This window comes from Halodesulfurarchaeum formicicum (assembly GCF_001886955.1).
Classification (GTDB): Archaea; Halobacteriota; Halobacteria; order Halobacteriales; family Halobacteriaceae; genus Halodesulfurarchaeum; species Halodesulfurarchaeum formicicum.
In genome coordinates, this window is sequence record NZ_CP016804.1 from 1,209,398 (window position 1) to 1,234,900 (window position 25,503).

General features: G+C 59.1%; 20 protein-coding genes, 1 tRNA gene and 1 pseudogene. 12 read left to right on the forward strand and 10 right to left on the reverse strand.

The window, feature by feature from the left end; all coding sequences use genetic code 11:
• Position 1: 1 nt before the first annotated feature.
• The 7 genes from HSR6_RS06320 to HSR6_RS06350 all read left to right on the forward strand — a co-directional run bounded on the left by HSR6_RS06320 (position 2) and on the right by HSR6_RS06350 (position 9,771).
• Positions 2–826 carry a hypothetical protein gene (locus tag HSR6_RS06320; RefSeq protein WP_071933140.1) on the forward strand — a complete coding sequence of 275 codons (825 nt, stop codon included), beginning with the start codon at positions 2–4 and terminating at the stop codon, positions 824–826.
• Positions 823–2,067, forward strand: a complete 1,245-nt coding sequence (locus HSR6_RS06325; RefSeq protein WP_071933141.1) for a PD-(D/E)XK nuclease family protein — start codon at positions 823–825, stop codon at positions 2,065–2,067. Before HSR6_RS06320 ends, HSR6_RS06325 begins: the two co-directional genes overlap by 4 nt.
• A complete protein-coding gene (locus tag HSR6_RS06330; RefSeq protein ID WP_071933142.1) occupies positions 2,064–5,561 on the forward strand; it encodes a UvrD-helicase domain-containing protein in 3,498 nt (1,165 codons plus the stop codon). Before HSR6_RS06325 ends, HSR6_RS06330 begins: the two co-directional genes overlap by 4 nt.
• Positions 5,562–5,620: 59 nt before the next feature.
• A complete protein-coding gene (locus HSR6_RS06335; protein WP_071933143.1) occupies positions 5,621–6,190 on the forward strand; it encodes a hypothetical protein in 570 nt (189 codons plus the stop codon).
• A gap of 462 nt (positions 6,191–6,652) precedes the next feature.
• Complete coding sequence (locus tag HSR6_RS06340; protein ID WP_071933144.1) at positions 6,653–7,939, forward strand: tyrosine-type recombinase/integrase; 1,287 nt, start codon at positions 6,653–6,655, stop codon at positions 7,937–7,939.
• 39 nt (positions 7,940–7,978) lie between these two features.
• Positions 7,979–9,160, forward strand: a complete 1,182-nt coding sequence (locus HSR6_RS06345; protein WP_071933145.1) for a hypothetical protein — start codon at positions 7,979–7,981, stop codon at positions 9,158–9,160.
• Between the two features lie 215 nt (positions 9,161–9,375).
• Positions 9,376–9,771: a hypothetical protein gene (locus HSR6_RS06350; RefSeq protein WP_071933146.1), complete on the forward strand. Its 396-nt coding sequence runs from the start codon at positions 9,376–9,378 to the stop codon at positions 9,769–9,771.
• A 23-nt stretch (positions 9,772–9,794) separates the two neighbouring features.
• Here the strand turns inward: HSR6_RS06350 and HSR6_RS06355 are convergent.
• Positions 9,795–10,649 (reverse strand): annotated as a pseudogene (locus HSR6_RS06355) (IS5 family transposase).
• 140 nt (positions 10,650–10,789) lie between these two features.
• On the reverse strand, positions 10,790–11,803 hold the full coding sequence (locus HSR6_RS06360) for a tyrosine-type recombinase/integrase (RefSeq protein WP_071933147.1): 1,014 nt from the start codon (positions 11,801–11,803) through the stop codon (positions 10,790–10,792).
• Between the two features lie 380 nt (positions 11,804–12,183).
• Between HSR6_RS06360 and HSR6_RS06365 the strand changes: the two genes are divergently transcribed.
• Entirely contained in the window at positions 12,184–12,759 is a 576-nt protein-coding gene (locus HSR6_RS06365; RefSeq protein ID WP_071933148.1) for a metal-dependent hydrolase, read from the forward strand.
• Here HSR6_RS06365 and HSR6_RS06370 read toward each other — a convergent pair.
• Positions 12,753–13,043 carry a GIY-YIG nuclease family protein gene (locus HSR6_RS06370; protein WP_071933149.1) on the reverse strand — a complete coding sequence of 97 codons (291 nt, stop codon included), beginning with the start codon at positions 13,041–13,043 and terminating at the stop codon, positions 12,753–12,755. The genes HSR6_RS06365 and HSR6_RS06370 overlap by 7 nt on opposite strands.
• Positions 13,044–13,426: 383 nt before the next feature.
• Between HSR6_RS06370 and HSR6_RS06375 the strand changes: the two genes are divergently transcribed.
• From HSR6_RS06375 to HSR6_RS06385, 3 genes are all read left to right on the forward strand, one after another.
• Entirely contained in the window at positions 13,427–14,212 is a 786-nt protein-coding gene (locus HSR6_RS06375) for a UbiA family prenyltransferase (protein ID WP_157754381.1), read from the forward strand.
• 94 nt (positions 14,213–14,306) lie between these two features.
• Entirely contained in the window at positions 14,307–15,989 is a 1,683-nt protein-coding gene (locus tag HSR6_RS06380) for a histidine kinase N-terminal 7TM domain-containing protein (RefSeq protein WP_083426111.1), read from the forward strand.
• A gap of 51 nt (positions 15,990–16,040) precedes the next feature.
• Positions 16,041–16,114 (forward strand) — tRNA-Thr (locus HSR6_RS06385).
• A 488-nt stretch (positions 16,115–16,602) separates the two neighbouring features.
• Here HSR6_RS06385 and HSR6_RS06390 read toward each other — a convergent pair.
• Complete coding sequence (locus HSR6_RS06390) at positions 16,603–18,108, reverse strand: Ig-like domain-containing protein (RefSeq protein ID WP_071933150.1); 1,506 nt, start codon at positions 18,106–18,108, stop codon at positions 16,603–16,605.
• A 97-nt stretch (positions 18,109–18,205) separates the two neighbouring features.
• On the opposite strand from HSR6_RS06390, the gene HSR6_RS06395 reads away from it, so the two are divergent.
• Positions 18,206–18,682: a hypothetical protein gene (locus HSR6_RS06395; protein ID WP_070365079.1), complete on the forward strand. Its 477-nt coding sequence runs from the start codon at positions 18,206–18,208 to the stop codon at positions 18,680–18,682.
• Here the strand turns inward: HSR6_RS06395 and HSR6_RS06400 are convergent, their stop codons facing one another.
• The 6 genes from HSR6_RS06400 to HSR6_RS06425 are packed head-to-tail and all read right to left on the reverse strand — an operon-like array spanning position 18,683 to position 25,462.
• Entirely contained in the window at positions 18,683–19,387 is a 705-nt protein-coding gene (locus HSR6_RS06400; RefSeq protein ID WP_071933151.1) for a DUF7289 family protein, read from the reverse strand.
• Positions 19,380–19,820, reverse strand: coding sequence for a DUF7266 family protein (locus HSR6_RS06405; protein ID WP_071933152.1), 441 nt, complete (start codon positions 19,818–19,820; stop codon positions 19,380–19,382). The genes HSR6_RS06400 and HSR6_RS06405 overlap by 8 nt, the downstream gene beginning before the upstream one ends.
• Positions 19,808–20,428, reverse strand: coding sequence for a DUF7288 family protein (locus HSR6_RS06410; RefSeq protein WP_070365938.1), 621 nt, complete (start codon positions 20,426–20,428; stop codon positions 19,808–19,810). The genes HSR6_RS06405 and HSR6_RS06410 overlap by 13 nt, the downstream gene beginning before the upstream one ends.
• Positions 20,425–20,859 (reverse strand): DUF7287 family protein, encoded by a 435-nt coding sequence (locus HSR6_RS06415; protein WP_070365082.1) that lies wholly within the window; start codon positions 20,857–20,859, stop codon positions 20,425–20,427. Before HSR6_RS06415 ends, HSR6_RS06410 begins: the two co-directional genes overlap by 4 nt.
• Entirely contained in the window at positions 20,856–22,862 is a 2,007-nt protein-coding gene (locus HSR6_RS06420; RefSeq protein ID WP_070365083.1) for a type II secretion system F family protein, read from the reverse strand. Before HSR6_RS06420 ends, HSR6_RS06415 begins: the two co-directional genes overlap by 4 nt.
• Entirely contained in the window at positions 22,859–25,462 is a 2,604-nt protein-coding gene (locus tag HSR6_RS06425) for a type II/IV secretion system ATPase subunit (RefSeq protein ID WP_071933153.1), read from the reverse strand. Before HSR6_RS06425 ends, HSR6_RS06420 begins: the two co-directional genes overlap by 4 nt.
• Positions 25,463–25,503: the final 41 nt, after the last annotated feature.

The window sequence follows — 25,503 nt, forward strand, 5'->3', positions numbered from 1 at the left end:
CATGAGACAGATACTCCCCGACGAGGGCAGCCGGAAATGGCGAAAAACGGCCTTGGACTTCCAGCGAGCGGACTTCGAAACGCTGCGTGAGCACGCAGCGATGGTCCAGCAGCCAACCGATCTCGTGATCGCTCCGGTCGAGCTTCACAAGCGACACCTCAAACAGCGTCTCTCCCAGGCCGAGGAACCGCTAACTGCCTTTGACTTCACCGACGGCGCGACCGTTGCCAAGCGACTCCTCGACACGGCGGATCGCTCGACCCAGTCCCTGGATCGTGTTGATCGACTCCATCTCCTGGACGAGATCCTCGCTGATGAGGGCCCGCCCCGAGAGTTCTTCGAGGTCCTACTCGGCCAGGACCCAACCTCGGATCTGAAGATGGTTGAGCGGACCCGCTCGGAGATCGAGGCGATCACCAACTACCACCCGAAGCGTGTGGAGTCCTACAAAGAGGCCGCAGAGACCCTGGCGCCGCCCATCGAGGCCGACGCTCATGACGTGCTGGACGGTGTGTTACGCGTTGAGCGTGAACTCCGCCGGCGGACGGAGGTAGCCCCGACGGATACCGAGCTGATCCGATTGGCAACCCGGGAAATTGTCGAGAGCAATGGCTCGATCTGGGAGTCGGCATACCCAGACATCGAGCGAGTGGTGGTCGTCGGGCTCTCGAACGTCTCGGCCTCGCTCATCGATCTGTTAACGGCGACCGCCCGGAACACGACCGTCGATGCCGCCATCTGGTTGCGGCCGGGCACCGAGTCCGCACTCAGCTCCCGACTACCCCTCACGGTCGTTGCGGATCCTGGCGAGGTGTATGCGCGATGAGCGGAACCCTCGCCCCGCCGACCCTCGATGTCGATAGTGAGATCCCGCACGTCGAACTACCGGTGTCCACGCCCAAAGACGAGGCCCGGGCGGCGTTCAGCGCCGTCGAGACACTCCTTGAGGCCGGCGTTCCCAGACGAGAGATCCTGGTAGTCGCCAGCCGGCTTCGAGAGTATGAACCCACGCTCTCTCGGGCAGCGATTCGGCTTGGACTCACCCCCACTTTCTGGACACAGTTGGATCTGAAAAACACCCAGCTGTACCAGCTTCTCTACACCGCCTGCGAACTGCTCGACGGCGGCGAGAATCTGACGGCCCAGAACCTGCAGACGCTCCTCGCGATGGGCTGGACCCCACCCGAGCCTGAATCAGACGCCTGGCCGCTGACCAAGCAAGCGACTGGGCTCGCCTTCGAGGGCATCGAGCCAGATGCGCAGCGATCGCTCACGGAGTGGCAGGACGAGTTCGCCGATACTGAACACGACGAGCAGGTACAGGCTTTGCTCGACTGGCTCGGTCAAGATCGCCCACCAGCCCCGGAGGCCGTCGAGGGCGTTCTCCACGGCCTCGTCGAGCGATACCGGGAACACGTCCTGCCCGTAGTGAAAGACGACGACGTCCCCGCTCTCCTCGATACGGAGACCGCAGCCCGGACCACCGTCCGGATGGAGACTCTGGCTGAGCAGGTGGCCGCGAAGTATCGAACCCGGCGAAGCGACTCGCGGATGGCGGCCTCGTGGGCAAACGTGGCCAGCCTGATCGAAGCGGTCGCCTCACAGGCTCCTGGGAGGCGGGAACACGCGAATGCCCGGGCAATCGACGTGATGGAGCCCAACGACATCTGGCCAAAGACCGCCAAGTACGTCATCATTCTCGGGCTCGTCGAGGGCGAGTGGCCCAGTCCGACCGAGAGCCTGGTGCCGGCCGAGCTGCGACACGCCATCAACGCCGACCAGGAACTGACCGAGACACTCCTGCCCCGGCCCTCGTGGACCGGCGGCCGGGCCGTTGACCAGTTCGCCGAAGTCCTCGACGCGGCGTCTGAAGGCGTGCTACTACTTCGTCACACTCAGACCCTCGAAGGCGAGGCCAAGCCACCTTCCTCACTGCTGGAAATGGTGCCGACCTCGAGAGCCGATGTTCAGGTCCAGGAGACACTCCTTCGAGACACCTCCGCCGACCCGGACCCGCTCCTCGACGCGTTGGGTCTCAATCATTCACAGCACGGTGATCAAGAATGAGTAGCCAAACCACCGCAACAGATTCCTCGTACCTCCGACTGAACGGCGCACAGCAAACCCTCCGAGATGAATATCTCGCTCACGACTCGGGCCTGTTCGTCATGAACGCGGTGCCAGGAGCGGGCAAGTCCGTCACCGTCGCGGACCTCGCCGCCCGAGAGATCCTGCAGGGATTCTACGCCGGGGACCCGGCCCCGGAGCAAACGGTCTCGGTACTCTCCTTCAACGCCGAGCAGGCCGACGAACTCGGCCCCAAAATCGCCGACCGACTGCGGGCCCTCGTCGAACATGAGGCCACACGTGCGGCCGCAGCGATATCCGAGGAAGAACTTGCCGCCCTCACACGCCGGATTCGACAATCCGACGCGATCGGTACGGTCGATAGCCTGCTTCGAGAGATCTTCAGCGACATTATCGGGGCCGTCGGCTTCGAGGAGATGCCGGCTGTGGGTGATGAGCTCCATCTCGACAACCTACACAGCTCCATCTACGAGGCCCTGACCGAGACCGAGGCCATCGCCGAAGAGCTGGACCACCTTACGGAGGCCTATCCCGCCGGGGACTACGTCGATGGAGCCCCGGAGTTACTCAAACGTGGGATGAAGATCTGCCGCCAGCAACGCCTTTCCACTAACGAGTTCCGCGACCGCCTCCTGGCGACCATCGCAAGCGTCTACCCCGAGGGCCCGCCGGCGGATCCCTCGGACCTCACGAAGACGCTGCATCGAGTCCTCGACGACGAGCCGGCCGCCGACCTCGAAGACTCACTAACTACCACCGAGACCGAGGCCGTCATCAAGGCCGACACCACCCTCTATGAGGACTGGCACACGACCATCGAGGCCTATGCCACGATCCTCGAGGAGTACCGAGAGCGGTATCGTGAAGCGATTCGCGAGCGGTCGATTCTCTCGCATACCGACGTGGCCTCCCTGGTCGCACGCTTCCTGGACGGGAGCCATCCAGCAGCCGAGGATCACACGAGACTTCGCGATCGCGTCCTGGGCCGGTATCGACACCGATTGCAGTCACTGATCATCGACGAGGCCCAGGATATCTCCACCATCCAGCACGATGCGCTCTCACCACTGGTCGAGAGCGATACGCGAGTCTTTCTCGCCGGTGACCTTCGCCAGTCCATCTACGTCTGGCGGGATGCCCGGCCCTCGCTGTTCGCCCAGGCCATCGAGGACGGCCAGTACTTCGGCCGGGACTGGCAAACCCACGTGACCGAGACCACACAGACAACCTATCGGGCCCGCCCGGATATCGCACAGGCGATCGACGCGATTTGCGAGCCAGCCCTTACTGACGACCAGCGTGGCAATCTCGCGGAGTTCGAGATCGAGTACCCACGGCTCTCACCGAACCGAGAATCCATCGAGGGCCCGAACGTCCACGTCGCCGGGTTTGACTCGCCAGGCTCGCCAGGCACACCCTGGTACGTCGATGACGATGGGAGCGGCGAGGCCCCGGCCCTCGCCGCCCAGATCGCGACCGGGCTCAGAGACGGCACCTTCGAGGCCGAAGACGAAGGCGAGCCCACCGTGCTGGTGCTGTTTCGCTGGCGGACCCACATGGATACCTATCGACAGGCCTTCGAGGACCACGGGCTCACCGTCGCCAACGCTGCCTCCTATCTCTTTGCCGCTCCCAGCACGGAGATCGTTCTTGACGTGCTCGACTGGCTCACGGCACCATTCTCGACCGAAGCTCTCCGGACACTCGTTCGAGAATCCGCCCTCGATATCGAACACGCGGAGCCGGCCCTCGCCCAGGCGAACTGGTCGCTAGCCGACTTCGATACGAGTGCTTCGAACACCGAGGGCCTCGACGCGGACACCCGCGCCGTCCTCAGTTACCTCCAGGAGCTTCAGCGCCAGGCTCCCACGCTTCGCCAGCAACCCGTTCCGAGCGTCATCCGAACCATCATCGACACGCTGGCACTCCGAGCCGACTCGTACGGCCTGATCAGCACCGACCCCGGCCAGCGGGTCGCCAACTGTGACGCCCTCGTTGACTACGTCCAGGAAGCCACTAGCGACGTCGAGATAGGCCTCGACGAACTCTTTGAACGGTTGGACCGCATCCGCGAAGATCCCTACACCGGGCCCAGTCAGCCGCTGCCCGATACCGACGCCGAGGTCGTCTTCAAGACCATCCACCAGGCCAAAGGCGAGGAGGCCGCGGTCGTCGCCCTTGCCGATCCGGCCTTCCCACTCCACAAGCACGGGCCAGCCGGCCAGCGACTGGTCGCCGCCCCCGGCGTGTTCGCCCTCGCGCCACCGGCTGATACTGCCGGTCACCTTCAGACTCAAACGGGCGAGATTTTCGATCTGCAGCCCGAATACGGCGGGCTGTACACCCCCTCGAAAGAGCAGGATCCAAACACGTCCGGGATCTTTCCCGTCGAGGGCGGGCTTCGGTGGGTCTCCGAACGCTGGCGTGAGTCGGGATTTGTCGGTCACAATCGGCTCCAGCGAGCCGTGTCGGAGACCCGGGCCGAAAGCTGGCGGTTGCTGTATGTCGCGCTCACTCGGGCGCGTGACCATCTCGTCCTGCCGCTTCCCTGGGCCGCCCAGACCGAGCTCCAGCCCCGGGACCGCTGGCGGGACACGCTCATCGAGGGGCTGGGCTTTGAGGCAGTCGACGGACCTGGACCGTACGCCCTTGAGGCCCCCAGTGGGTCACCCGGGCCGGATTCAGACCCCGTCGGCGTGCGCGATGCCGAGGGCCTCCAGGTGCCCCAGCCCGAGGCCCAGGCGGACTCGGCCTCGCCGATCGCCACCCGAGGGCCCGTCGCGCCCGAGACGTTGCCGACACTCTCTCCACGATTCATCCGGCCCAGCACGCTCAAGCCGCTCACAGAGGACTTCGAGGGCACCATCCTCGCTCACCTGCAGAACCGCCCACTCCACACCGAGACGGATGGGATCGACCCCGACCTGCCGCTCGTGATCGACGCCATGGATACCGAGGCCATCGGCAAGGTGTGTCACCGCGTCGTCACCCAGGCCATCGACGCCGGCCTCGATGGCCAGGCCCTTCGCGAGTCAGACCCCGCCGTCGAGGGCATCATCGAGACCGCCCTCGACGTCCACGGGCCACCCGCCTCGCAGGCCGAACGCGAGGGCCTCCGGGCCTTCCTCGACGAGTACGTACTCTCAGACCTGTTGGACAGCGAGCTCTGGGTAGCCGTGCAACAGGCACAGGCAGTTTACACCGAGGTCCCGGTCCGCGGCGAGTTCGCCCTCGATGGCACCCCGGTCGAGGTGGACGGCCAGGCCGACCTCGTCGTGCAGCAGCCGGACGGCTCTTGGGAGGTCCTCGACCTCAAGGTCGCGCTCACGGAGCCAAACACGACGCTCAAAGATCGGTACCGGACACAAGTGGGACTGTACGCGGACCTGATTGAACGGCTCGTTGATGGAAGCGTCGAAAGCAGAATTGAAACCCTCGGTGTCACGGGACGTAAACCGGAACGCGAAGTGTAGGAAAACCCCCCAGACTGGACATAGGGTTTATAAGTGAACTTCTAGCTAGATGGTGGTGAATGTCAGATAGATCTGCAAGTTCGACAAACAAAACCTTCCAGCAAGAATTCCGGATTCCCGTAATCAAAGGGGAGCGGCCCCAGTTTCAGCTGCCAGCTCCGTTAGTCGCCGAGGTTGGGTTCAAAAGTCCAAGAACGGACCCCACTCAGAGCGCGAAAGTATGCTGGTACTACCACGAAGACCATGACAAGGTTGTCTTAGCCCCCGATAGCATTGAATTGTCGACACTCGATTTTCTTGGGGCTTCCGCTCTTTCTGGCGTCAGCAATGACGAACTTGAGTCAGGAGATGTCAGCAGCGCGCGAGTTACGCTGATTGAGAAGGTACCGAACCACCGTTTCGATCAGCTCAAGCGGGACACAATCGTACTGAGGGTGAACTACGTGGAAGAAAATCCAAAATTGAATGGAACCCTAATCTCCCTCTACCCTCAGAAGGAATTCGATCAAGGTGAATTGCCGAATGTCTCCTGGAGTGATGATTTGAACGACAAGAACGACTCACGCGCAAATGACCGGGAACAAAAGGCTGGAGGATTCCACAGCCATAATAACACATTCTTCGAATAACTTTCTGATTCAGACCTTTTTGCACTGGGATATTAGTTGCCCGATATATTCGCTACAATGAGCAGCTTTATGAGCGAAAGCATCAAAATATTTATTATATTATTATTTGATATGACAAAGTTACAAACCGCGGTAAGGCAGGGCATTGCTCAGATTAGATTACTCACGGAATATTTCTCGGCGCCAAAAACAGCAGACAGTAAAGGGATTTAATTTGTGAATTGAGTGGGGTTTGTCATGACACCCACACAGACATGTGCAATTGTATCATTAGTAAAATATGAATGTGATATGTCTACAGAAAGTTTTGAAGATATGAGTATTCTATGAAAATGGGGCAGTCTCGCGATCAATCCCTTAAGAATTTTTTGGGAATACATCTGCACATTGTATACGAATACTGACTGCACACATATTTGTATTCTGACAAGTCCTTTCTTACCCCCAACCCAATCCAATCATATGACAAAGGAACCGAACAAGGGGTACCATGATTGGAACCACGACCTAAATGCGCTTCAGCAGGTCGGTGAAGAAATAATTGAAGAGTGGGAACAGGAGCGGCCACAGTCCACCCGTGATTACCCACCAGTCCAATGGATGGCCGATAACGGCTACTCGCATCTCCGATGGATACTCCGGGAAAAACATGATATGGGAACGCCCGAATTTTTTATCCTGCTCACTTCAGCAGGCGGAACACAAGAATATGAATGGAAGATCGATGACGTCGCTACCATAGAACGTGTCAAGACGTACATCAATGATCGAATCGATTGCCGTGGCTGGGGGTCTACAACAACGCGCACGCAGCGGGCACAGATCAACGAGATCCTCCACCGATTCGCTACTGAATACGGCGATGACAAACTCATCACTATTGCAAACAATCCCGAACTGCAAACAGAGGTCTATGAATCTTTCAAAGAAGTAGTAAAACGTCTCCGAGAGGATCTAACCTCGGACAACTCAGCGCACCATTACGTGCGTGCTGGACACCGATTCTTCGAGTGGCTTGATCGATCAAATCGTATAGCCTACGATCCGATGGAGAATATTGAGGAAGAATTCCGGTGGGAATGGAAGGCCGAGCCCACCCCATTAAGTCCTGAACAAGTTCGGAAGCTATGGATCGCCGCTGAAACGCCCGAAGAACGGATGCTCGTGGTCGGTTACTGCATCTGGGGGTTGCGAACGAAAGAACTCCCCGCCATTCATATTGATCAAATATTCCTCGACGCCCACGATCCACACATCAAGTTCGATGAAGCTGACAGGAAAAACGGAGAGGGGCAGGTGTCCCTCATTTTCGGCCTCGATGCTTTCGCTGACCTAGTCGAAAACCGTGCAATGCAGCCAAGCTGGAATGGATACCTCTTTCCAAGTGATAATGAGAACCGTTCTGCCTTAACCGGCAAACAGATGCGTCGCCGGTTTAAGCGCCTTGCACGCAAAGCTGGTGTGAAAATTGACGGAGACGTGCCGACTCCAAAGCACGGCCGAGCCTTTTTCTACAACATCCAAGCGGATGCCGAGTCGGTATTGCTGGAGATGGCGGGTGCAATCGCAGAAGAACAGGGAGCGAAGGATGCCAAAGCCGTCCGAGACGCCTACTTGAGTCCTGAAAAACGAAGAAAATATCGACGCATATTCTTCAGGCGGCAGATTCGTCAGGTCCTGCCTGAAGACGCCAACACTGGGTACAGAAAACGAATCGACTCCGACAGCTCACTTGCCGACTTTATGTGAGACGCACCCTCCCCCGATACCTAAATAACAAACCAAAAAATGACAGACAATCTTGATGACGTAGAGTTTCTCAAACAACACCTTTCGGGTGATCCCTCTGAGGAATTACTCGAACAAATTGCGTCCACTGTCGTGGACCACATAGAGGACTCCTTCCCCGAGCTATCGCTGAAGTCCCGTTCAATGGAGGTGGTCTTCGACGAGTTCCGCCAAAAGAAATTAGATGAAGTCGAATCAACGGAACAGTACACACGGAAACTGGACTACATCCAGACATACTTCAAGGACGTAATTCGCGTTGATTCTACCGACGACCTCACCAGTGAATATATTGAGGAGTACTATAAATGGCGGAAGTACGAGTCCTTGACCAGAGATAAACCATTAGCGGACACCACGCTCAAGGACGATATGTATCTCTTCCGGGAGTTCATTCGCTACCTGATAGAACATCGAATGGCCCCAGTCCGCTTCGAGAAAAGCGTCAGGATGCCAGAAATAGACTACGCCGGTGGCGAAGGCGTTGACGAAAAGAAACTCGACCCAAAAGTAGCGAATGCCGCTTTGAACTACCTTCGGAAATACGAGTACGCTGACATTGAGCATATCTCAATGGAATTGATGATTCAGTCAGGTCCACGAAAAGGTGGATTGATTGGGCGGGACGTGCCCGACTTCAGTTACGATGAGCGTGTACTCAGATACGAGACCGACGAGACAACCCCGCTCAAGAACGACGAAAGCAGCGAACGGGAAATAACCCTCTACGGTGATGTTCCAGAGATCATCCAGGACTATCTCAATGATCAGCGACCGCCCGAAACTGACGAGGAAGGAAGAGAACCATTACTTACGAAAGGTAACGGAAGAATGAGCCCGTCGACCCTTCAGAAAATTGCCTACAAGTGGACTCGACCGTGTGTTATTGGATTAGAATGTCCTGAGGATCGCGTCCCCAATGACTGCGAAGCAGCGCAGAAGAATAACTCAGCCTATAGGTGTCCCAGTAGTCGAGCCCCTCATCATATCCGCACTGGATATATCACTGATCAAAAGAATCGCGGTGCGTCAGCCGAGGGAATTGAACAGCGGTGCGATGTATCACCAAGAGTTCAAAAACTTCATTACGACCTCCCGGATGATACTGTAGAACGCGAACGATTCGAAGAAGAGTTCCGTAATATAGACGACGATCCTTCCTCCGGATTCAATCATAACTAACCCCTGGATCCGCTAAGGAAGTCACGTGGATCAAAACCTGTAGTGTTGACAGAGTTCCTCTGGCGTTGGTTCAGAATGCCCATACACGGTCTTGTTTAGAAGCTGGATACGTACTCTTTTAGTTCAGTTAATGGTTCGATATATAACGTACTCACTTGATGTGCGGTGTGGCAACCGAGAGAATTATTAATTGTTTGTGCGACTGACTATTGTCTATGAGTGCCCTCCCTTCAATCCGTCTGACCGTCACGGCTTTTGTGTATTTTACCGCAATCTCTCTCGGTGCTGGTATCTTAGTGGTAAACCCTGCACGGTTCCTTCTTATTGTACCACTTATTACCGGTGCTATTCTCCTCGGTCACGCTGTAAAATCTGCCTATCTCAACAAACTTGGATACGCAACTATGTGGTTATGGACTGGTGTGCTCGCCCTCGTCGTGATTGGAGCGGTAGCTGAGATTGTTCTTCAAGCAGATGTGCTTCCGTTGGCCGAAATCCCAGTTGCTCGCGTTCTTGGTACGTTCAGCCTCATCGCCATCGTTGTCGCAGCATACATACATGAAAAACAGAGAGCAACAATAGAAGGGGGTCAACGGTCTATTACAACCTAAAAACTAACATCTGGGTTGAACTGTTAGATAGCGACTTCAACATTTCTGACCGCCGCTTTCAAAACGAGTTCTCGGAACCGGGCCCCTAAACCACGTTCGAGCCCGAAGTGTGTCTCCATACCGCTGCTTAAGTGCAAAAAGACGGACTCCGCCACTGACCGTCGGTGATAGATGTCTTCATCATGCCAACCATTGTGAGCCACATCAAGTGGATGGAACTCTCGGTGTTTAATTACGGGTCGGATGTCAGCCTCCCGAAGTTCTTGACGCAGATCGTCCCAGTCATACTCCTTGTCAGCGGTAACGGTCTGTAAGTGGCTAAGATTTCGTGTGAGTACCTGTCGCCCGACTTGGGTATCGTGTGGCTGCCTCGTCGAACAGTGAATACCCAAGACAATACTGGTTTCGCAGTCTACCAACGCTGTCGTCTTCACCGATTTGAAGGTGTAATCTGTCCGGTTTGCATAGTGGTGGCCTGCTGAATGACGGTCGAAGCCAGTTGCATCGATGGCCTGCACTTCTCCGGTATCGTGAAGATCAGCGGAGAGCCGAAGAAGAACTCACCAGACAGACATCTTGAGCTGCTGTCTCCGTGCGCAGACGGTCGTGAAGTCCGGCAGCTCGCTAGGCTTGAGATTCATCTTCTTGATGATTCCGTGCATTTCGTGAAGCTCATCGAGGAGCAGTCGATACGGAAGGTCAAGGTATTCGCGGAGGCCGTGGATCGCAACGATTACCCAGTCGTCGTAGCCGCCGCTACCCTTCTTGACTGCTGGTGAAGGCTCGTCAGAGACCCCGCGTTTTGCCAGTTTTTCGAGGCGATCTGTGAAGTGCGAGAGACGAGAAGACGTAAAACTTGGTTCTGACTCAGAGGTCAGTTAGTTTACCGAGCTAGCTGTCCTTCAAAGCGTCTAAAAAAGGCCCGACTACTTGGTTCTCGGAGAATTGCATTCCATTTGATCTCTGCTGAGGAAGAAGATCGTTCGTACTTTTCTGCTGTGATTGTTGAGGGATCTGACTAGAGGTTGTCCAGATAATCTCTCCGTTGCTCCATCTTTTCGCGCTCTGTTCGCCTGTCGTAGTGCTGTTCGATCACCCGCTGGCTTACGTTCGCGCGGTCGCTAACGACTTTGTCCGGCATGTCGCTATTGAGGCTGTGCGTGATGCTTCCACGGCGAATTGCGTGAGGACTCACGCTCGACGGACACTCGTACGCAGTGTCGCGCTCAACTGCCGAACACTCACCGATGCCGCGGTCGTGCGGACACTCACTGCTGTAGACACAGGGACGTGTCCATCGGTAGACGTAGGCGCGCAGCGTTGTCTTGCTCGTCCGTCCTTCTCGCGAAGCTAGCAATGGTTCCCTACCGTAGTCGTCTGTCACCACCGGTCGTTTGGCGTCGAGCCAGTCGTCGAGGACTTCGCAGAGCTGGTCCGAAAGGGCGACCATCCGCTCTCCGTCATTCTTGTTTTTGATCGGCGTTCCAGTATCCGGCCGATGACGAACCTTGATGTACTGTTTTCCGGGATTGTAATCCTCGATATCGAGGGCGTGGACGCCACCGACTCGCATCATCGTGTGCCACATCAGGACAATCGAGACGTGCTGGATGCTCGCGTATTCGTACTTCTTCAGATGTGCGAGTACCTTCGAAGCACTGTCACTGTCCAGCATTACGTCCCGAGAATTCTCGTCGGGGGTGACCGACGGGGACAGCACTTTCTCGCTCAGATCTTGTTCTACGCCGTCGATTGACTCTAGCCAACGAACGAACACACGCAGCGTGTCCATCTGGGTTTTTTCGCTGACCTTGTTCAAGTCGCCATCCTCTCGCCGCCAGAGACGGTACCTGTGCAGCTGGCGTCCGGTGAGCGTATTGAGGTTCTTAATCTCCTGGACCTCGTTGCACCAGCGGACGAAATGACCGAGCCGGTACTTATGGCCCTTAAGCGAGGCCTCTGAGAGTTCGTTCTCCTTGTCTGCGAGGTACAGTTCGAGCGCGTTTTCGGCATCGATAGGTTCGAGACTCATGATTAGTCTTCTCCAGCCAAGCGAACCCCACGAGTCCCGGTTACTACCCGTTCTGAACCATCGGCTACAACCCACGAAATCCCGAAAATGAAGGATTGTCACGGCGTGTGACCAAGGCCTGCAACGCCCATTTTCCGACGAACGTCAGCGAGTCGTGAAAATTGTGGATTTGAACCCTGGAAGCGGAGCGACCAGCGGGAGCGATTCTTCCTCCGGTTCAAATCCTGCAACGCCCATTTTCCGACGAGTGTCAGCGAGTCGTGAAATTCCCTTTCGGGCGGTGGCGTATTCCAAACCGGTCTTGCCAATCGGCCAACCGAGAGTTGCTCGACCGGGCCGATCGAAGCTGTCAAACGACCACGCTCCCGTACCCACGGCTAATGTGGCCCTGGGGACACCTCGCGTTCGCCTACCTGACCTATCGCGGGTGGTCGCATTTGCGGGGTCGAGCCGCAATTGCCGGCGGAACACTGGGGGTCCTAGTACTCGGTGCCCTGGCCCCCGATCTCGTCGACAAACCGCTGGCCTGGACCCTCTCGATCCTCCCGAGCGGACGCTCGCTGGCTCACTCGCTTCTCACGGCCGGGGCCCTCGGGGCCGGCAGTGTCCTGCTGCTCAGAAATCCGGGACGCCGTCGCCAGGCCGGCGTGTTCCTCTTTGGATACGTCGGCCACATCGTCGCCGATGCCGTTCCCGACCTGGTGGCTGGTGATCCCGAGGCGCTGTTCTTCTGGAACTGGCCGTTCGCTCCGCACCCGACCCTCTCGAATGACTACTCCTTCGTGGGACAACTCTTCGAACTCGGCGATCAACTCCGACTGCTGGTGGCCGGTGAATTTTCCGCCCTCGGATGGGTGGGCATCGAATTGGTCTTTGTCCTGGTGGTCGGTCTACTCTGGCTGTTTGACGGTGCCCCCGGCTGTCGATGCCTCAAACTCGATCGTCATCGTCACTGAACCGCTTCGCCGACGAACAGCCCGCCGAGTGCGATTCGATCGTCCAGATCCGGAACCAGTCGCGTTTTCGCCGGCCGCGAGAGCTGTTTGATCTCGTACTCCCGAGATTGAGCGGCTGACCGAGAGCGATACGCTTCGACCCGGCGAAGGGTCAACGGGCCCCGACCCCGGGTGTATTTCGCACCCTCGCCCGCTCGATGTTCGGCTACCCGGCGCCGAACGTCGGTAGTGTACCCTGTGTAGAGTGAACCGTCACCGCAGTGCAATAGGTAGACGTAATGCATCTCTTAGGGCGAATTCAACCCGAGCGGACAAAAACCGCTGTCGGTCGGACACGGGACCCGTAATTCGTTGGCATGCTCACAGGATGGCTCAAGATACCGAGTTCGGAGGGGCCCAGCCTGGATCAGCGGCCCTGTTTAATATTTAGAATATTGACAGAACAATTATCCAACTGTCTACCGATACTGTATTCGCCGGTTCGAAACGCTCAGCCGGCTGAAACACTATGTCAACCGAACATTCCCGAACGCAACCGGCTGCAGACGAGCCAGTCGGAGCGTTTGATACGGCGGTTTCCGGTCTCGCATCGGCATTCAACGACCTCTGGTCCGTGCTTCGGTACAGCTCCGGCTATCTCGCAATCATCACGGCGGTCGAAATGGTGATGGCGACGGTCTTGCTCTCGATCCAACTGAACCTTGCTCCCCTCGTTGGGGGGCTGATCACGTTTGCCGTCTACGTGACTGACCGAATTGCTGACGCAGACGACGACGAACTTGACAAGCCCCAGCGGGTGGCATTCGTGCGCCGGCATAAACAGCTCCTGACTGTTCTTGGTGCCCTCGCTTACGGCTTTGCAGTCACGCTTTCGGTGTTTGGCGGGCCCCTGGCTTTTGGGGTCACGATGCTACCAGGAGCCGCCTGGGTGCTCTACGCAAGTGATTTTCTCCCGTCGATCCACTCGGGAATGGGCCGACTCAAGGACTCGGTTGTGATTAACTCAGGACTCGTCGCATTCGCCTGGGCAGTCACGCTCACGTTTTTGCCCGTCGCATTCGCCGACATGGGACCGTTCAACCCCGCTGTTGGAATCATTTTCGTGTACTTCTTCTTCCGTTCCTACCTTGACGCCGAACTACCGAACATCCGCGACGTGGAAAGTGACAAGGCCGCAGGTGTTTCGACTTTGCCAGTGAAGTACGGGGTTGGCTGGACTCGACGAGCGATGTACGGAATTGACCTACTGACTGTTGGAATCATCGCCATAGCGGTCTTTGGCGACCTCGTGCCGGCACTTGGCGGACTTGCACTATTGGCTGGTGTGGCCTTCTCCATCGTCGTCAGTTCTCGGATCGACGAGTTTGACGAAAACGGCTGGGTGAGCATCGCCCCGGATATGGAATACGTTCTCAGTGGTGGCCTTTTGATCCTTATCTGGTTCTTCCGATAGGGCACCTATTCTTCAACTTCGCGTCTGCCAATTCGCCACCAGCTACGCCATTCGGGCCTCAGCTATAAATGGCCTGCCGGGCTACCGATACCCGGTGATACAAACCGGGGCCCTCATCGTGGTGCTTGCACTCACCGCGGGTATCGGCTTCGCGGTGGGGCTGCTCGCCTGGCAGGAGCGCCCGGAACCAGGGGCGACTTCATTGAGCGTGTTCATGGCCGGGCAGGTATGGTGGGCTGCGTTCTTGGCCTTCGAGTTCCAGGCGACCACGCTCGCCCAGCGGGTACTCTGGTCCAACGTCCAGTGGATTGGGGTCGTAGTGATTCCTGTTGCCTGGATCGCCTTTGCCTTCTCGTACACCGGCCGGGACGAGTATGTCAGGTGGCGGTATATCGGCGTGTTGTCGATAATCCCAGCCATCACTATTGGGCTCGCACTCACGGCACCGTATCACGATCTCTTATACACCGAAGCATCACTGCTTGAACAGAATGGATTGGTCGTTCTCCACAAAGAGCCAGGACAGTGGATCTGGGTAATCGCAGTGTACACCTACCTGCTTGCTATCGGTGGGCTCGTCCCGATATTCGCGTTAGTGAAAAGCGAAAACCTCCCCTTCCGGGGCCAAAGCCTCGCGTTAATCCTCGGGTCGATTATTCCGTGGACGACAAGTATTCTGCACAATCTGGGGGTGACGCCTATTCCCGGATTTGACCCGACCCCGATTAGTTTCGCGATTACAGGGGTCGCGTTCCTCGGAGCGTTGTCCCGGTTTCAACTGCTCGGGACGAACCCATCTCCAAATTTTCGGGCTCGACGCCTCGTCTTCGATCAAATGGACGAGATGGCTGTCGTTGTCGACAGGAACGATCACATCGTCAATTTGAATCGAAGCGCTGAATCGATGTTCGAAACGGACCGTGATGTTGTCCTCGGTAGCGATGCTTCCAGTGTCGTTCCGCAATACCGAGAGCTGGTTCGAGATCCCGACGGGTCGACTGAAATATCGACCGAATTCGGTGGCACCAAACGGATCTATCAGGGCACCGTGACTCCGATCTGGGACTTTCATGACCGAAAGATCGGCCACGTGCTCACGTTCCACGACGTGACCGACTACGTCCGGCGCGAACAGCGGTATCAGGTACTAAATCGGTTGTTCAGGCACAATCTCCGGACCGAATCACAGTTGATCCTGGGCCAGGCCGAGCGACTCGCCGCGGAACACGACGCCGTCGATTCGATCAAAGCCCGAGCGAAAGCTATCGAGAACATCGGCGACAAAGCCAGAGATCTCGCGGCAATGTTCGAGCGGGACACGGACCCCGATCAGATGGTCGAGGTGGAAGCAGTCATCGAACGGAGCGTTGCGACCGTCACTTCCGAATATCCGAATGCGACGATCCACGACAGTCGTCCCGAGGAACCAGTCGAGGTCTCCTCGCTAATCGAAACAGTCCTGTGCAATGTGATAGAGAACGCAGTGGAACACAACCCAGCCCCGGAACCCAGGGTCTGGGTCAGCGCGAACAGTACCGACGGCCGGGTGAGGATCACTGTGGCCGACGACGGACCGGGCCTCGGCGAGTACGAGATCGAGACCCTCGAAGAGGGCTCGGAATCACAGCTGAAACACACCAGCGGGCTCGGACTCTGGTTGATCAAGTGGGGGACAGAGATCGCGGGCGGAACGGTCTCGTTCACCGAACGTGACCCGGAAGGGTCGATCGTGACCCTGGACGTGCCCGCATCGACCAGTTCGAACGGGGATACCTGACTGCCGGCGAATCGTCACGCACTTGGCCCCCCCTTGCCAATGATCGGCTGCGCCGCGGTAGCTCAGCCTGGTAGAGCAGTTGATTTGTAATCAACTGGTCGAGGGTTCGAATCCCTCCCGCGGCTCTCTTCTAAATACGGGTCGAAAACCCCAGAAAGTCACGGCTTGGGCCTGGACGGGAGACGTTGTCCCCGACCCGTACGGCTCACGACGACGGAAACCCGGAGTCGATCCGGTCTTGCTAACTCGGGCTCTCGAACCTCACCAGCCCCGTTCAAACGAACGAGGTCGGCTCGGTTCGATGCGGTCCCGGGCTAACGAACCGGATTTTCACCGGTCGTCGTCGATTCCCGAAGTCCGCTTTCGCGTACTCCGGTACTCGGCCTTCTCATTCGACCGCCATGGCGGTCGAAACTGGGTCGGTGTGGTTCTCCTTCGGGACCTGTGACCTCGCCGCCCTGTGACGGACGCTTTGGTTGTGGCCCCTACCGCGTTCCGTTTCGCGTTTCGATCCGGAACGTGGCGACCAGCGTACCCCCGCGACTCTCTTGGGGGATGTTATACTATGACGGTTGGGATATTAACACTTTCCGTCGATAGTTGACGTGTCAGCTTAGTGCCGCCGGCGACTCAGGAGACCACTCACCACAAGAAGTGCCACGGCAACGAGTACAGGCGACGCTGGAGCTTTCGTCTCCGTGACGGGCGCCAGTGGTGTCGGTTCAGTAACTGAAATTTCAGTGGATTGTGACGATGGCTCCACCGTCGGATCCGGGCCTGTGGCCGTATTCTCCGCCGGGGAAGTCCGATAGGGGCTGGTGCTTTCGGGGTCCACCTGCCACGTGGCCGAGTGCTCTGTCCCGTAGGAGTCAGTCGCCGTGAGGGTGATATCGGTCACCCCAGACGCGAGTGAGAGGTTCTGCCGTACCGGGACGGTTGCGGTCGCGTTTCCGTCATACACCCGTTCATACGCACTGACCCGGCCCGAGCTATTACTCGCGGCTTCGAGGACGACACGCTCGATCGACCCGTTATCGACACTCGCTTCGAGGTGGTACAACGTCTCGTTCACGAGCCCGGACCGGTTCTCGTGCACGGTGATCTCGGGGGCGGCACGTTCCTCGGGCGTGACGGGGTCGTACCTGAGTTCCTTCGTGAGCGTGGTGTAGCGACCGGCGTAGTCGGTCACGTTGAAAGTCACCTCGTAGGTCCCGGCCCGGTAGAACTCGATGGGAATCGATCGGGTCACGTTCGTCCGGCCGGCCCCGAGCAACCGACTGGTGGGTTCGATGGCCGTTCGCTCTGGCTGTCCCGAGACACGGTACGTGAGCGAGCGAACGGCAATATCGTCAGTCGCCACGGCGGTGGGCCCAATGGCGCCGGCACTCGTATTCGTCGGCCAGTCACGAATCGAGACGCTCGGCGCGTCCTCGTCGATCACCCGGAGTCGGGTGAACCGCCGCACCTCGTTGCCGTATTCGTCGGTCGCACGAACGCTGAGCGTGTGGTTCCCGGGGGCGAGCGTGGTGTTGAGAGTGAAGCTGCCATCCGTGTGGTTCGTGAGTTCGATCGACTGGCCGGCGCCGCTGAGCGTCGCGGAGAAGGCAGTGACGTTCGAGGCATCCTCGACGGTTCCGGTCAGGTTAATCGCGCCGTCGGTGAGTCGGGTCTCCTCGGGAAACTGGTGTCCAGCCGCGACCGAAAACGGACTGGAAACGGCGATATCGGGCGCGATGGTGTCCTTGTAGATCTTGAACTGGTGAGTCGAGAGAGTCCCCGAGGTGTCCGTCGCGACCACCTGCACGGTGTTCCACCGGGCCGAAAGCGGGGCCACCAGGTCAGTTTGGTAGGTTCGACCATCCGGTGTGGCCTCCACGACGTCTCGGTCGTTCACCCGAACGACGATCGATTCGATCGTGGCGTTCGAGGCAATCCGAATCGAAAAGTCCGACTCACCGACGACGGTCCACGCTCCGTCTTCGATCGTGTTCTCGTTGACCGAAACCTGAATTTGTGGCGTGTCCGCGGCTTCAGCAACGGACACGAGAGTGGGGCTTGCGACCATTGAAACCGTGACAAGCAAGACGACGAGCCCCGTGATCGATCGCCCCTCTGGCATCACTGCTTTCCCTGTTCCCCGACTGTCGGGTTAAAACCTCCGGGGACGGACACGGCTATTTGCCAACCCTTTTCCGGCCACCTTTGAATGTCCGGCTATGGAACTTCGAACGAATCGTCGCCGTTTCCTCCAGACTGCGGGTACCGGACTCACCTTGTCGATCGCCGGCTGTAGCGCACCCGCACCCTCGAGCGGGCAGGCAGCCACGGACGAACAGGGAGACGGGTCGGCTACGGTCACCATCGCTCTTGAAATCGACCAAGAGACACTCCAGGAAAAACAGAACTCGCTCACCGAGCAGCTCCAGAACGGGTCGCTCAACCAGACCGAGGCCCGGCAGCAACTGTACGCGGCCGAGCGGGAGCTGCTGGGCGAGGCCGCAGCCACGCTCGAAGACCGGATCGCTTCGGACGAGCGGATCAGCGTCGCCGAGAGCGCCGAAGAGATGGGCGTGTTGTTGGTAACCGGCTCCGCAGACGCGTTGATCCGCACACTTGGATATCCCGAGGTTCGGGGGCTCTTTCCCGAAACGACCTACGAAGACGCCCTCGCCCAACTCGAGGGCAGCGAGTGATTACTCGAGGTAGACGTCGATCGCCACCGTCCTGACATAGACCGATTCGACCCCGTCACAGGTAACGGTCCCACCAGTTGCCGTACAGTTCTCGCCGGTCTCGGATTTGAACCACCGTTCCCAGGCATCCGGATAGGAATCGTCGACGGTAACGGAGACGGTGTAGGGGCCGTCGGTGTAGGCATGCGTCGACCGAGTGGTCGCCTCGGTCCGGACGAGCACCCGACCTGAGCCTGCGATACCGGGATCTCGCCCTCGCGTGTTGACCATCGAGATCACCATTTCATCGCCGAAGCGGAACGGTGGCCCGGTCGTGACGAGGGCACCGCCCCCCTGGACGCGGAGCACCGCGCCCCCGGTATAGGCGATCTGCCTGTCGGCACCCTGGGTATACACGAGTGGATCGATCGTGGTCTGGTTCGAGCCCACACCCTCGACGGTGACGTTCAGTGTCACTGGATCACCGAATCCGAGACGGGCGTCCGCGAGGCGAATTTCGGTGCCGCGGGATTCGACGTGTGATTCGAGGTGATCGTCGACGTTCGCCCCCAGCACGTCAAAGACACGCTGTGCGTTCTCGAACCGCTCGGCGTCCCGGACGCTGCCCAGACTGTCATACCCCCCGACGGTCACGACCGCGACCGAACTGGTGATCAACGCGAAGATGAGGACATACCCAACCAGATCGCTGACGCCTCTATCCATCGGTCACCTCCAGTCCCGTTTGATTACCATGCACGACAATTGCACCACCACTGACCACCGTTGGTTGCACAGGGGTCTCGTTCACGAGGTGGATCGTGCGAGTGATCGCTGGGTCGTTGGTCGAGACGGACACCGTGGCATTTCCCCCGGTCGAGTCGATGGCCACCCGATAGCTGTTGCCAGCGACGGCGTTCGGAAGCGACGTGCGAACTGTCACTGATCCGTTCCCGTTTTGGACCAGGCGGTCTGCCGTCTCCAGATCGGCCGCAATTCGGTTGCCGATGACGTCCAGTTCGGCCCCCGCAGCCCGGTCCCGCTGGTCCGCGACGAGGCCGGAACCGGCGACCAGCAGCCCCGTGACGAGCAGGGTCGCGATGCCCAGGTTCAAGACATAGCCCACGGCCGTCGAAACGCCCCGGTCTACACGCGCCATACGACCACCTCCACGCGAATGACGTTGTAAAGCGGCCCCGGGGCCGTGTCGTGGGCGAAGTACCCCGACGTCTCGGAGACTGTTCGGTCGGTCCGGGATCCATCCGCGGCCCTGAGTTGATCGTCGTCGTACAGGACGACTGTTCGAGAGGCGGTGACTGCCTGATCCGACGGGTTGCCTTGATCGACCAGCGTTCGAACTCGCTGGTCGCCGGTGGAACTGAGATATCGGAGGTTCACGTTGTAGACCATCCCCGTCTCCCCCAGGGTCGCTACAAGTCGGTCCCCGAACGCGGTGGGCGGTGGCCCCGCGTAGGTCTCACCCGTCCCGGCGTCGTAAAAGCGAGGTGGGCTGGCACTCTCGTTCCAGTAGAGGACGGTCTCTTTGAGTTCGTCGGCTTCGTCCGCAGTCACCAGAACGCCGTTTGCGACCCCACTCCCCTGGGTCTGAAGGTGTTGACTCGCTGTACTAGCCGTCAGCGGCGTGACCGCCGTGACCTGGAGGGCGAACGTGAGACTGGCCAGCACCAGGAGGGCAGCCGCGATGCCTTCGAGGGCGTGGGCCTGCCCGCGGTCTCCGAACCGTGTGCGTGGTTCGTTCCGACTCACGGTTTCCACACCCGGAGTGTCACCGTCGCCGCCTGGCCGTCGATCGATATCACTCGGTGGGCAGCCGTCACCGCCCCTGTATCAGGTGGATCCGTGCCGACCTGTTCGACCGTCCCGGTTCGATTCGTCACAGTGACGTTGAGTCGAGCCCCGTTTCCGACACCGAGGGCCGTCGCCAGTTCAGCCTCGGTGGAGTTATTGATAACGGCCCCTACCCGTTCCCCAGTCGTAACATATGGGGATTCCCCGACTGCCAACGTCTCGCTCGTGAGTGTCGTCACTGCCCGGTCGGCGGTCACTGGATGGCCCTCCGTCCCGGTCACGAACGGATCGAGCATCCCGGGAACGAACCCGACGACCACCGTAACGGCGAGCAGGAAGAGCACGATCCCCAGCAGGAAGTCGAGGGTGGACTGGCCACGCTCGTTCATATGAAAGCCCACACCACGAGTGCGATGGTCGGGAGAACGATGGCGTATTTCAACCCGGCGAGCAGTCGGGCGTGACTGATGTATCCCGAAATGACCCCGGCGAGGATGCCCTGGATCGTCACCGCGTGGAAGAAGAGCAACTCCAGAAGTTCGACGTCAAGGCTGGCGCCAAAGGATGCCCCACCGACGGCACCACCGCTGGCCCCCTCGGCCGAACTGGTCAGGCCCGAGAGGACTTCCAGGAACTGGGTCTGGAGGATCACCATCACGGCCAGAAGCGTCAGGTAGGTCATCACGATGATGACGACCTGCATGCGGGCCCGCGAGGTCCGTTCCCGCTCGATGTCGTCCTGGTTCTCACTTGCCTGGGCCGCCGTCGAGAGGACGGCCGTGATGCGACTCGAAGCCTCCTGGGCTTTCGTGACGAGGTTGATCGTTCGGGCGAGCCGCGGAACGTGATATTTGTTGTTGAACTCCACGAGCGCACGCGAGAGAGTCATGCCGTAGGTAACCTTGGCATACATCTCGTCGAACTCGTCGGCGAGCCGACCACTCGAGGTGTCGGCGACCGTCCTGATGGACTCCAGGAGTGTGAGTCCCGTGTCGTTCGCACTCGAAAGCTTGCGGAGGTTCTCCGAAAGTTTGCCCGTGATTCGATTCCGGGTGTGCTGGTTCCACTCGTAGAACACGGCGAGTGGGACTCCGACGACGTAGAGTGGCACGTAAACGTAGATGAACGTCGAGCCGACGGGATTGTCGATTAGTCCCGAGAAAGAGAGCGGGACTAATCCGTTCGTGATCGCATGAACTAGAATGCCCGAGGCAAGTGGGAGGGTTCCAACGAGCGTGTACAGGGGATGTTCCCGAAAGTAGTAGTGAGGGTGACGGAGGAATTGTGAGAGGACGTATCTGCGCTCGCGGCTTTCGATTCGGCGTTGGAGAGCGGTTTCGGCCGGTGGGGTAGCCCCGCCGTCGCTCACCGTCCGGCTGAGTTCGTCGCCGTCCTGCACGGCTCCCAGATCGAGGTAGCCATCCCCGGGTTCGTCCTGCTTGACCGTGGAGACCATGACGAGAAAGGCGACACTCACCATCGGTAACAGCACATAGACCGTCGCGTAGAGGAGGAACTCCTGGGACTGGCCCAGCATGCTCATCACGACCAGCACGATGATGAGCAAGAGCGGGAACAGCGAGAGGGTCATGTACATCTCGCCGAACAGCTCGAGAGTCTGCAAGGTGAGCTCCTGTTGCTGTTTGGCGGTTCGCATGTGAGTCTCTTTTTTGTCTTCGAGGAACGCCGCCATGTCCCCGCCACTGTTGATGATCGAGAGCATGTCCGTGAAGAACTGCGAGAGGTCCTCACTGGGGGTCTCCATCGAGCGGCGGCGGATCGCGGTTCGATAGTCCACGTCGAAGTATTCGGTCTCCTGAACGACCGTCCGGAACTCCAGGGCGACCTCCCCGTAGGTATCCTCGGCCTGGGCCATCGCCTCCAGGATTTCGAGTTGATTGAGCCCCCCGATCGAGAGGGCATACATGAACGAGACGGCGTCGGGGAGCAACATGTTGATCTCGCGCTTTCTCGAGGACGCCTTGTTGTAGGGCATGAGCACCAGCATCCCGAAGCCGGTGACGAATCCAATCGCCCCGAAGAAAAGGCCAGTAACGAGGACGAGCGCGGGGACTTTGAGTGCCTCGAGGAACGCCGCGATTGCCGGGTTCGAGACCGGCAGCCCGATCGACACGTCGGTTCCAATGAGGCCCAACCCAAAGAGCGCGTACCCGAGCCCCGTTCCAAGAACCCAGAGGAACAGGCCAGCGAGAACGCCATACCCGATCGCCCGGGAGATGTACAGTTCGACGGTCTCCTCCATCCGGGCTTCGGCGAGTTTGCGTTCGAGGTCGGCGACGAATTCGGAGTCTTCGCCGAACAGCCACTCGAAGAGCGGATAGAACAGGTCGGCAAACTGCTCGGATCGGCCACCCAGACGCTCGGTACTCATACAGAGGAATCCTCCGAGTGATCGGGCTCGTCCGCTCGTACTCCGTCAGTTTCGGCCGATGCCTCGATATCACCCGCCTCGGGGAGGATGTCGACGAGTTCGGCCCCCCGCTCGCCGCGATACTCGGGGAAAAGTTCCTCCTCGGCCCGGTCGAGTATTTCGCCGGTCGTTTCGAGGATGGCCTCGTCCGGTTCGGGCCGTGGCACCATCGCTTCGAGTTCGGGATCGACGTCGATCAGGACACTTTCCAGTTCCCGAAGGTCACCGAGTGCCTCTTCGAGTTCGTCGTTCGCGATGAGGGTCAGCAACGTCTCCGGGTCGTTGATGTAGGCCTGCAGTGTCGCGGCCACCTCGCTGTACGTGTTAAGCCCCTGCTCGATGAGCGAGGCGAGGACGACCCGCCGTTCGAAGAGTTGTTGCTGTAACTCCGCCTCCGACCAGCCCCGGTCGAACTTGATTTCATCCAGCGTGGTCGACTCGGCGGTGCTGCGATAGGTGTCGGTCTCGGGGCGCCACTGGAAGACGTCGTTGACGTTGATCTCGTCGTTCTCGGCGTCGTATCGGCGGATTTCGGTAATATTTCGACTGCGTCGTACTTTCTTCCCGCGCACCCTGGTCGAGGCCTGGATCGACACCAGATCCAGGGCAGTAAAGAGGGTCTTCGAGACGTTGATCGGCTCGGTGGTGAACCGCTTGATGACCTCGCTGACGTTGTCCGCGTGGAAGGTGGTGTAGGTGGTGTGGCCCGTCGACATGACCTGGAAGAGCGTTCGCCCCTCTTCGCCCCGGACCTCACCCATGATGATGTAGTCGGGGCGCTGGCGCAGGGCCGCCTCCAGGAGGTCGAACTCGTCGATGTCGCCGGCTTCGTCCTCGCCAAACGAGGGGCGAGTAACCGACGCGATCCAGTTTCGCTGGGGCAGTTCCACCTCCCGGGTGTCCTCGATGGAGACGATCTTGGCGTTGCTGGGGACGAAAAGCGAGACGGCGTTCAGGCTGGTCGTCTTCCCAGAGGCCGTGCCGCCGGCAAAGAGCAGGGACTTGTTGTTCTCGATACAGAGCCAGAGGAAGGCCATCTCCTCCAGCGAGAAGGTCTTCCAGTTGATGAGATCGACCGGCGTGAACGGGACGTCCTTGAACTGCCGGATGGTGTAGTTCGTCCCGTGATCGGAGACCTCGGTTCCAAGCGTCAACTGGGCCCGTGAGCCGTCCGGCAGGGTCGCATCGACCTGTGGCTGGCGCTTGCTGATCCCCTTGCCCGAGCGCTGAGCGAGTTTCACCACGAAGTCATCGAGTTGCTCGGTGCCATGAGTGACATTCGAGATGAGTTGTTCGTAATCCGTGTGATAGACGAACACCGGACTCTCGTAGCCGTCACACGAGATATCCTCGACGTTGATGTCGTGTTTGATGCCGTCGATGCGTTCGTAACCCGTGAAATCCCGACCGAGGAAGTACCGGAGCTTCTCGACTTGATACTCGTTTAACTCCGGATCGTCCGCTTCGAGCAACGCGGGTTCGGGCCTGGCCGCGATCCCAGAGAGCGCCTCCGGGTTCGAGTCTGCCTCGGGTTCGGCTTCGGGGGCGAGCCACTTCCGGAATCGACCGACTGGCCCAGTCTCATCGCCGAGTCGGCCCAGGAGCCCATCCCGCTCACCGAAGTCGAGTCCGTCGGCAATCGTCTCCCTGAACCCACGGTCCGGCGACGTGTCGTAGAGATCATACCGGTTCAACAGCCGGTCGGTCTCACGCTCGATGACGGCCCGCCGTTCGGCGTCTGACCCGCCGATCGTGACCCCTTCCTCGGCGTATTTGATGGCTGTTCGGAGCTTTTCGGTGAGAAACTCACGGAGGTCGGCCTCGATCGGCGTGCGGTAGGGCTCGATGAGGTAGTACTTCTTCTCGTTTTCCTTCCGAGAGTGAAAGATGACCACGAAGGCGTAGGGCTTGTTCACCCAGTAGCGCTCCTCCTCGACGAAGTGAGTCTTCTTCGCCATCGGGACGGCCCGTTCGAGGTCATAGCGATTCGTGAGCGTCGTCGCCCCCGAGACTGTAGAGAAAAAGGCGTCCTCGTCGAGATCCGGCTGGACGTTGACGGTTCGCTCCTCGATGAGCTCGGCAAGGGCGTTCGCGCGCGTGTCCCCGTAGCTGAGTGCGGATTCGACGTCCTCGGGGTCGAATCCGAGATACGCTGCCTTATCGAAGGGCTCTGGCGTCCCGTCGTCGTCCCGCGGTGGGTCACCCACCTCGTCCAGGTAGTATTCCCACTTGAAGTGAAGCCAGGAGTAGACGCCTTTCCGGACGGGGACGGTGCCCTCGATGAGATTGGTGACCGCCGTGTCGAGGTTGTCCGCGTCCGTCGCAGCCTGGCCCAGCCGAGCACGAGTGAGGGCTCCCTGGAGTTGCGCAGCGACGGTAACACCTCGCTGAATGGCTTCTCGAAGGTCGGCCGGATCGGAAACAGCTCCGCTTTCGGCCGCTTCCGCACCCGTCTCGTCCGCGAAACGTACTTCAGACTGCTTCGGTACCCCCTCCCCACCGTCCGGATCGACTGACGGGTTCGTGGCCCCGTCCTTCCCACCACCCTCCTCAGTTCCCATTATGCCCCGATTAACCGACCACCCAGTTAAAGTTGTAGGAG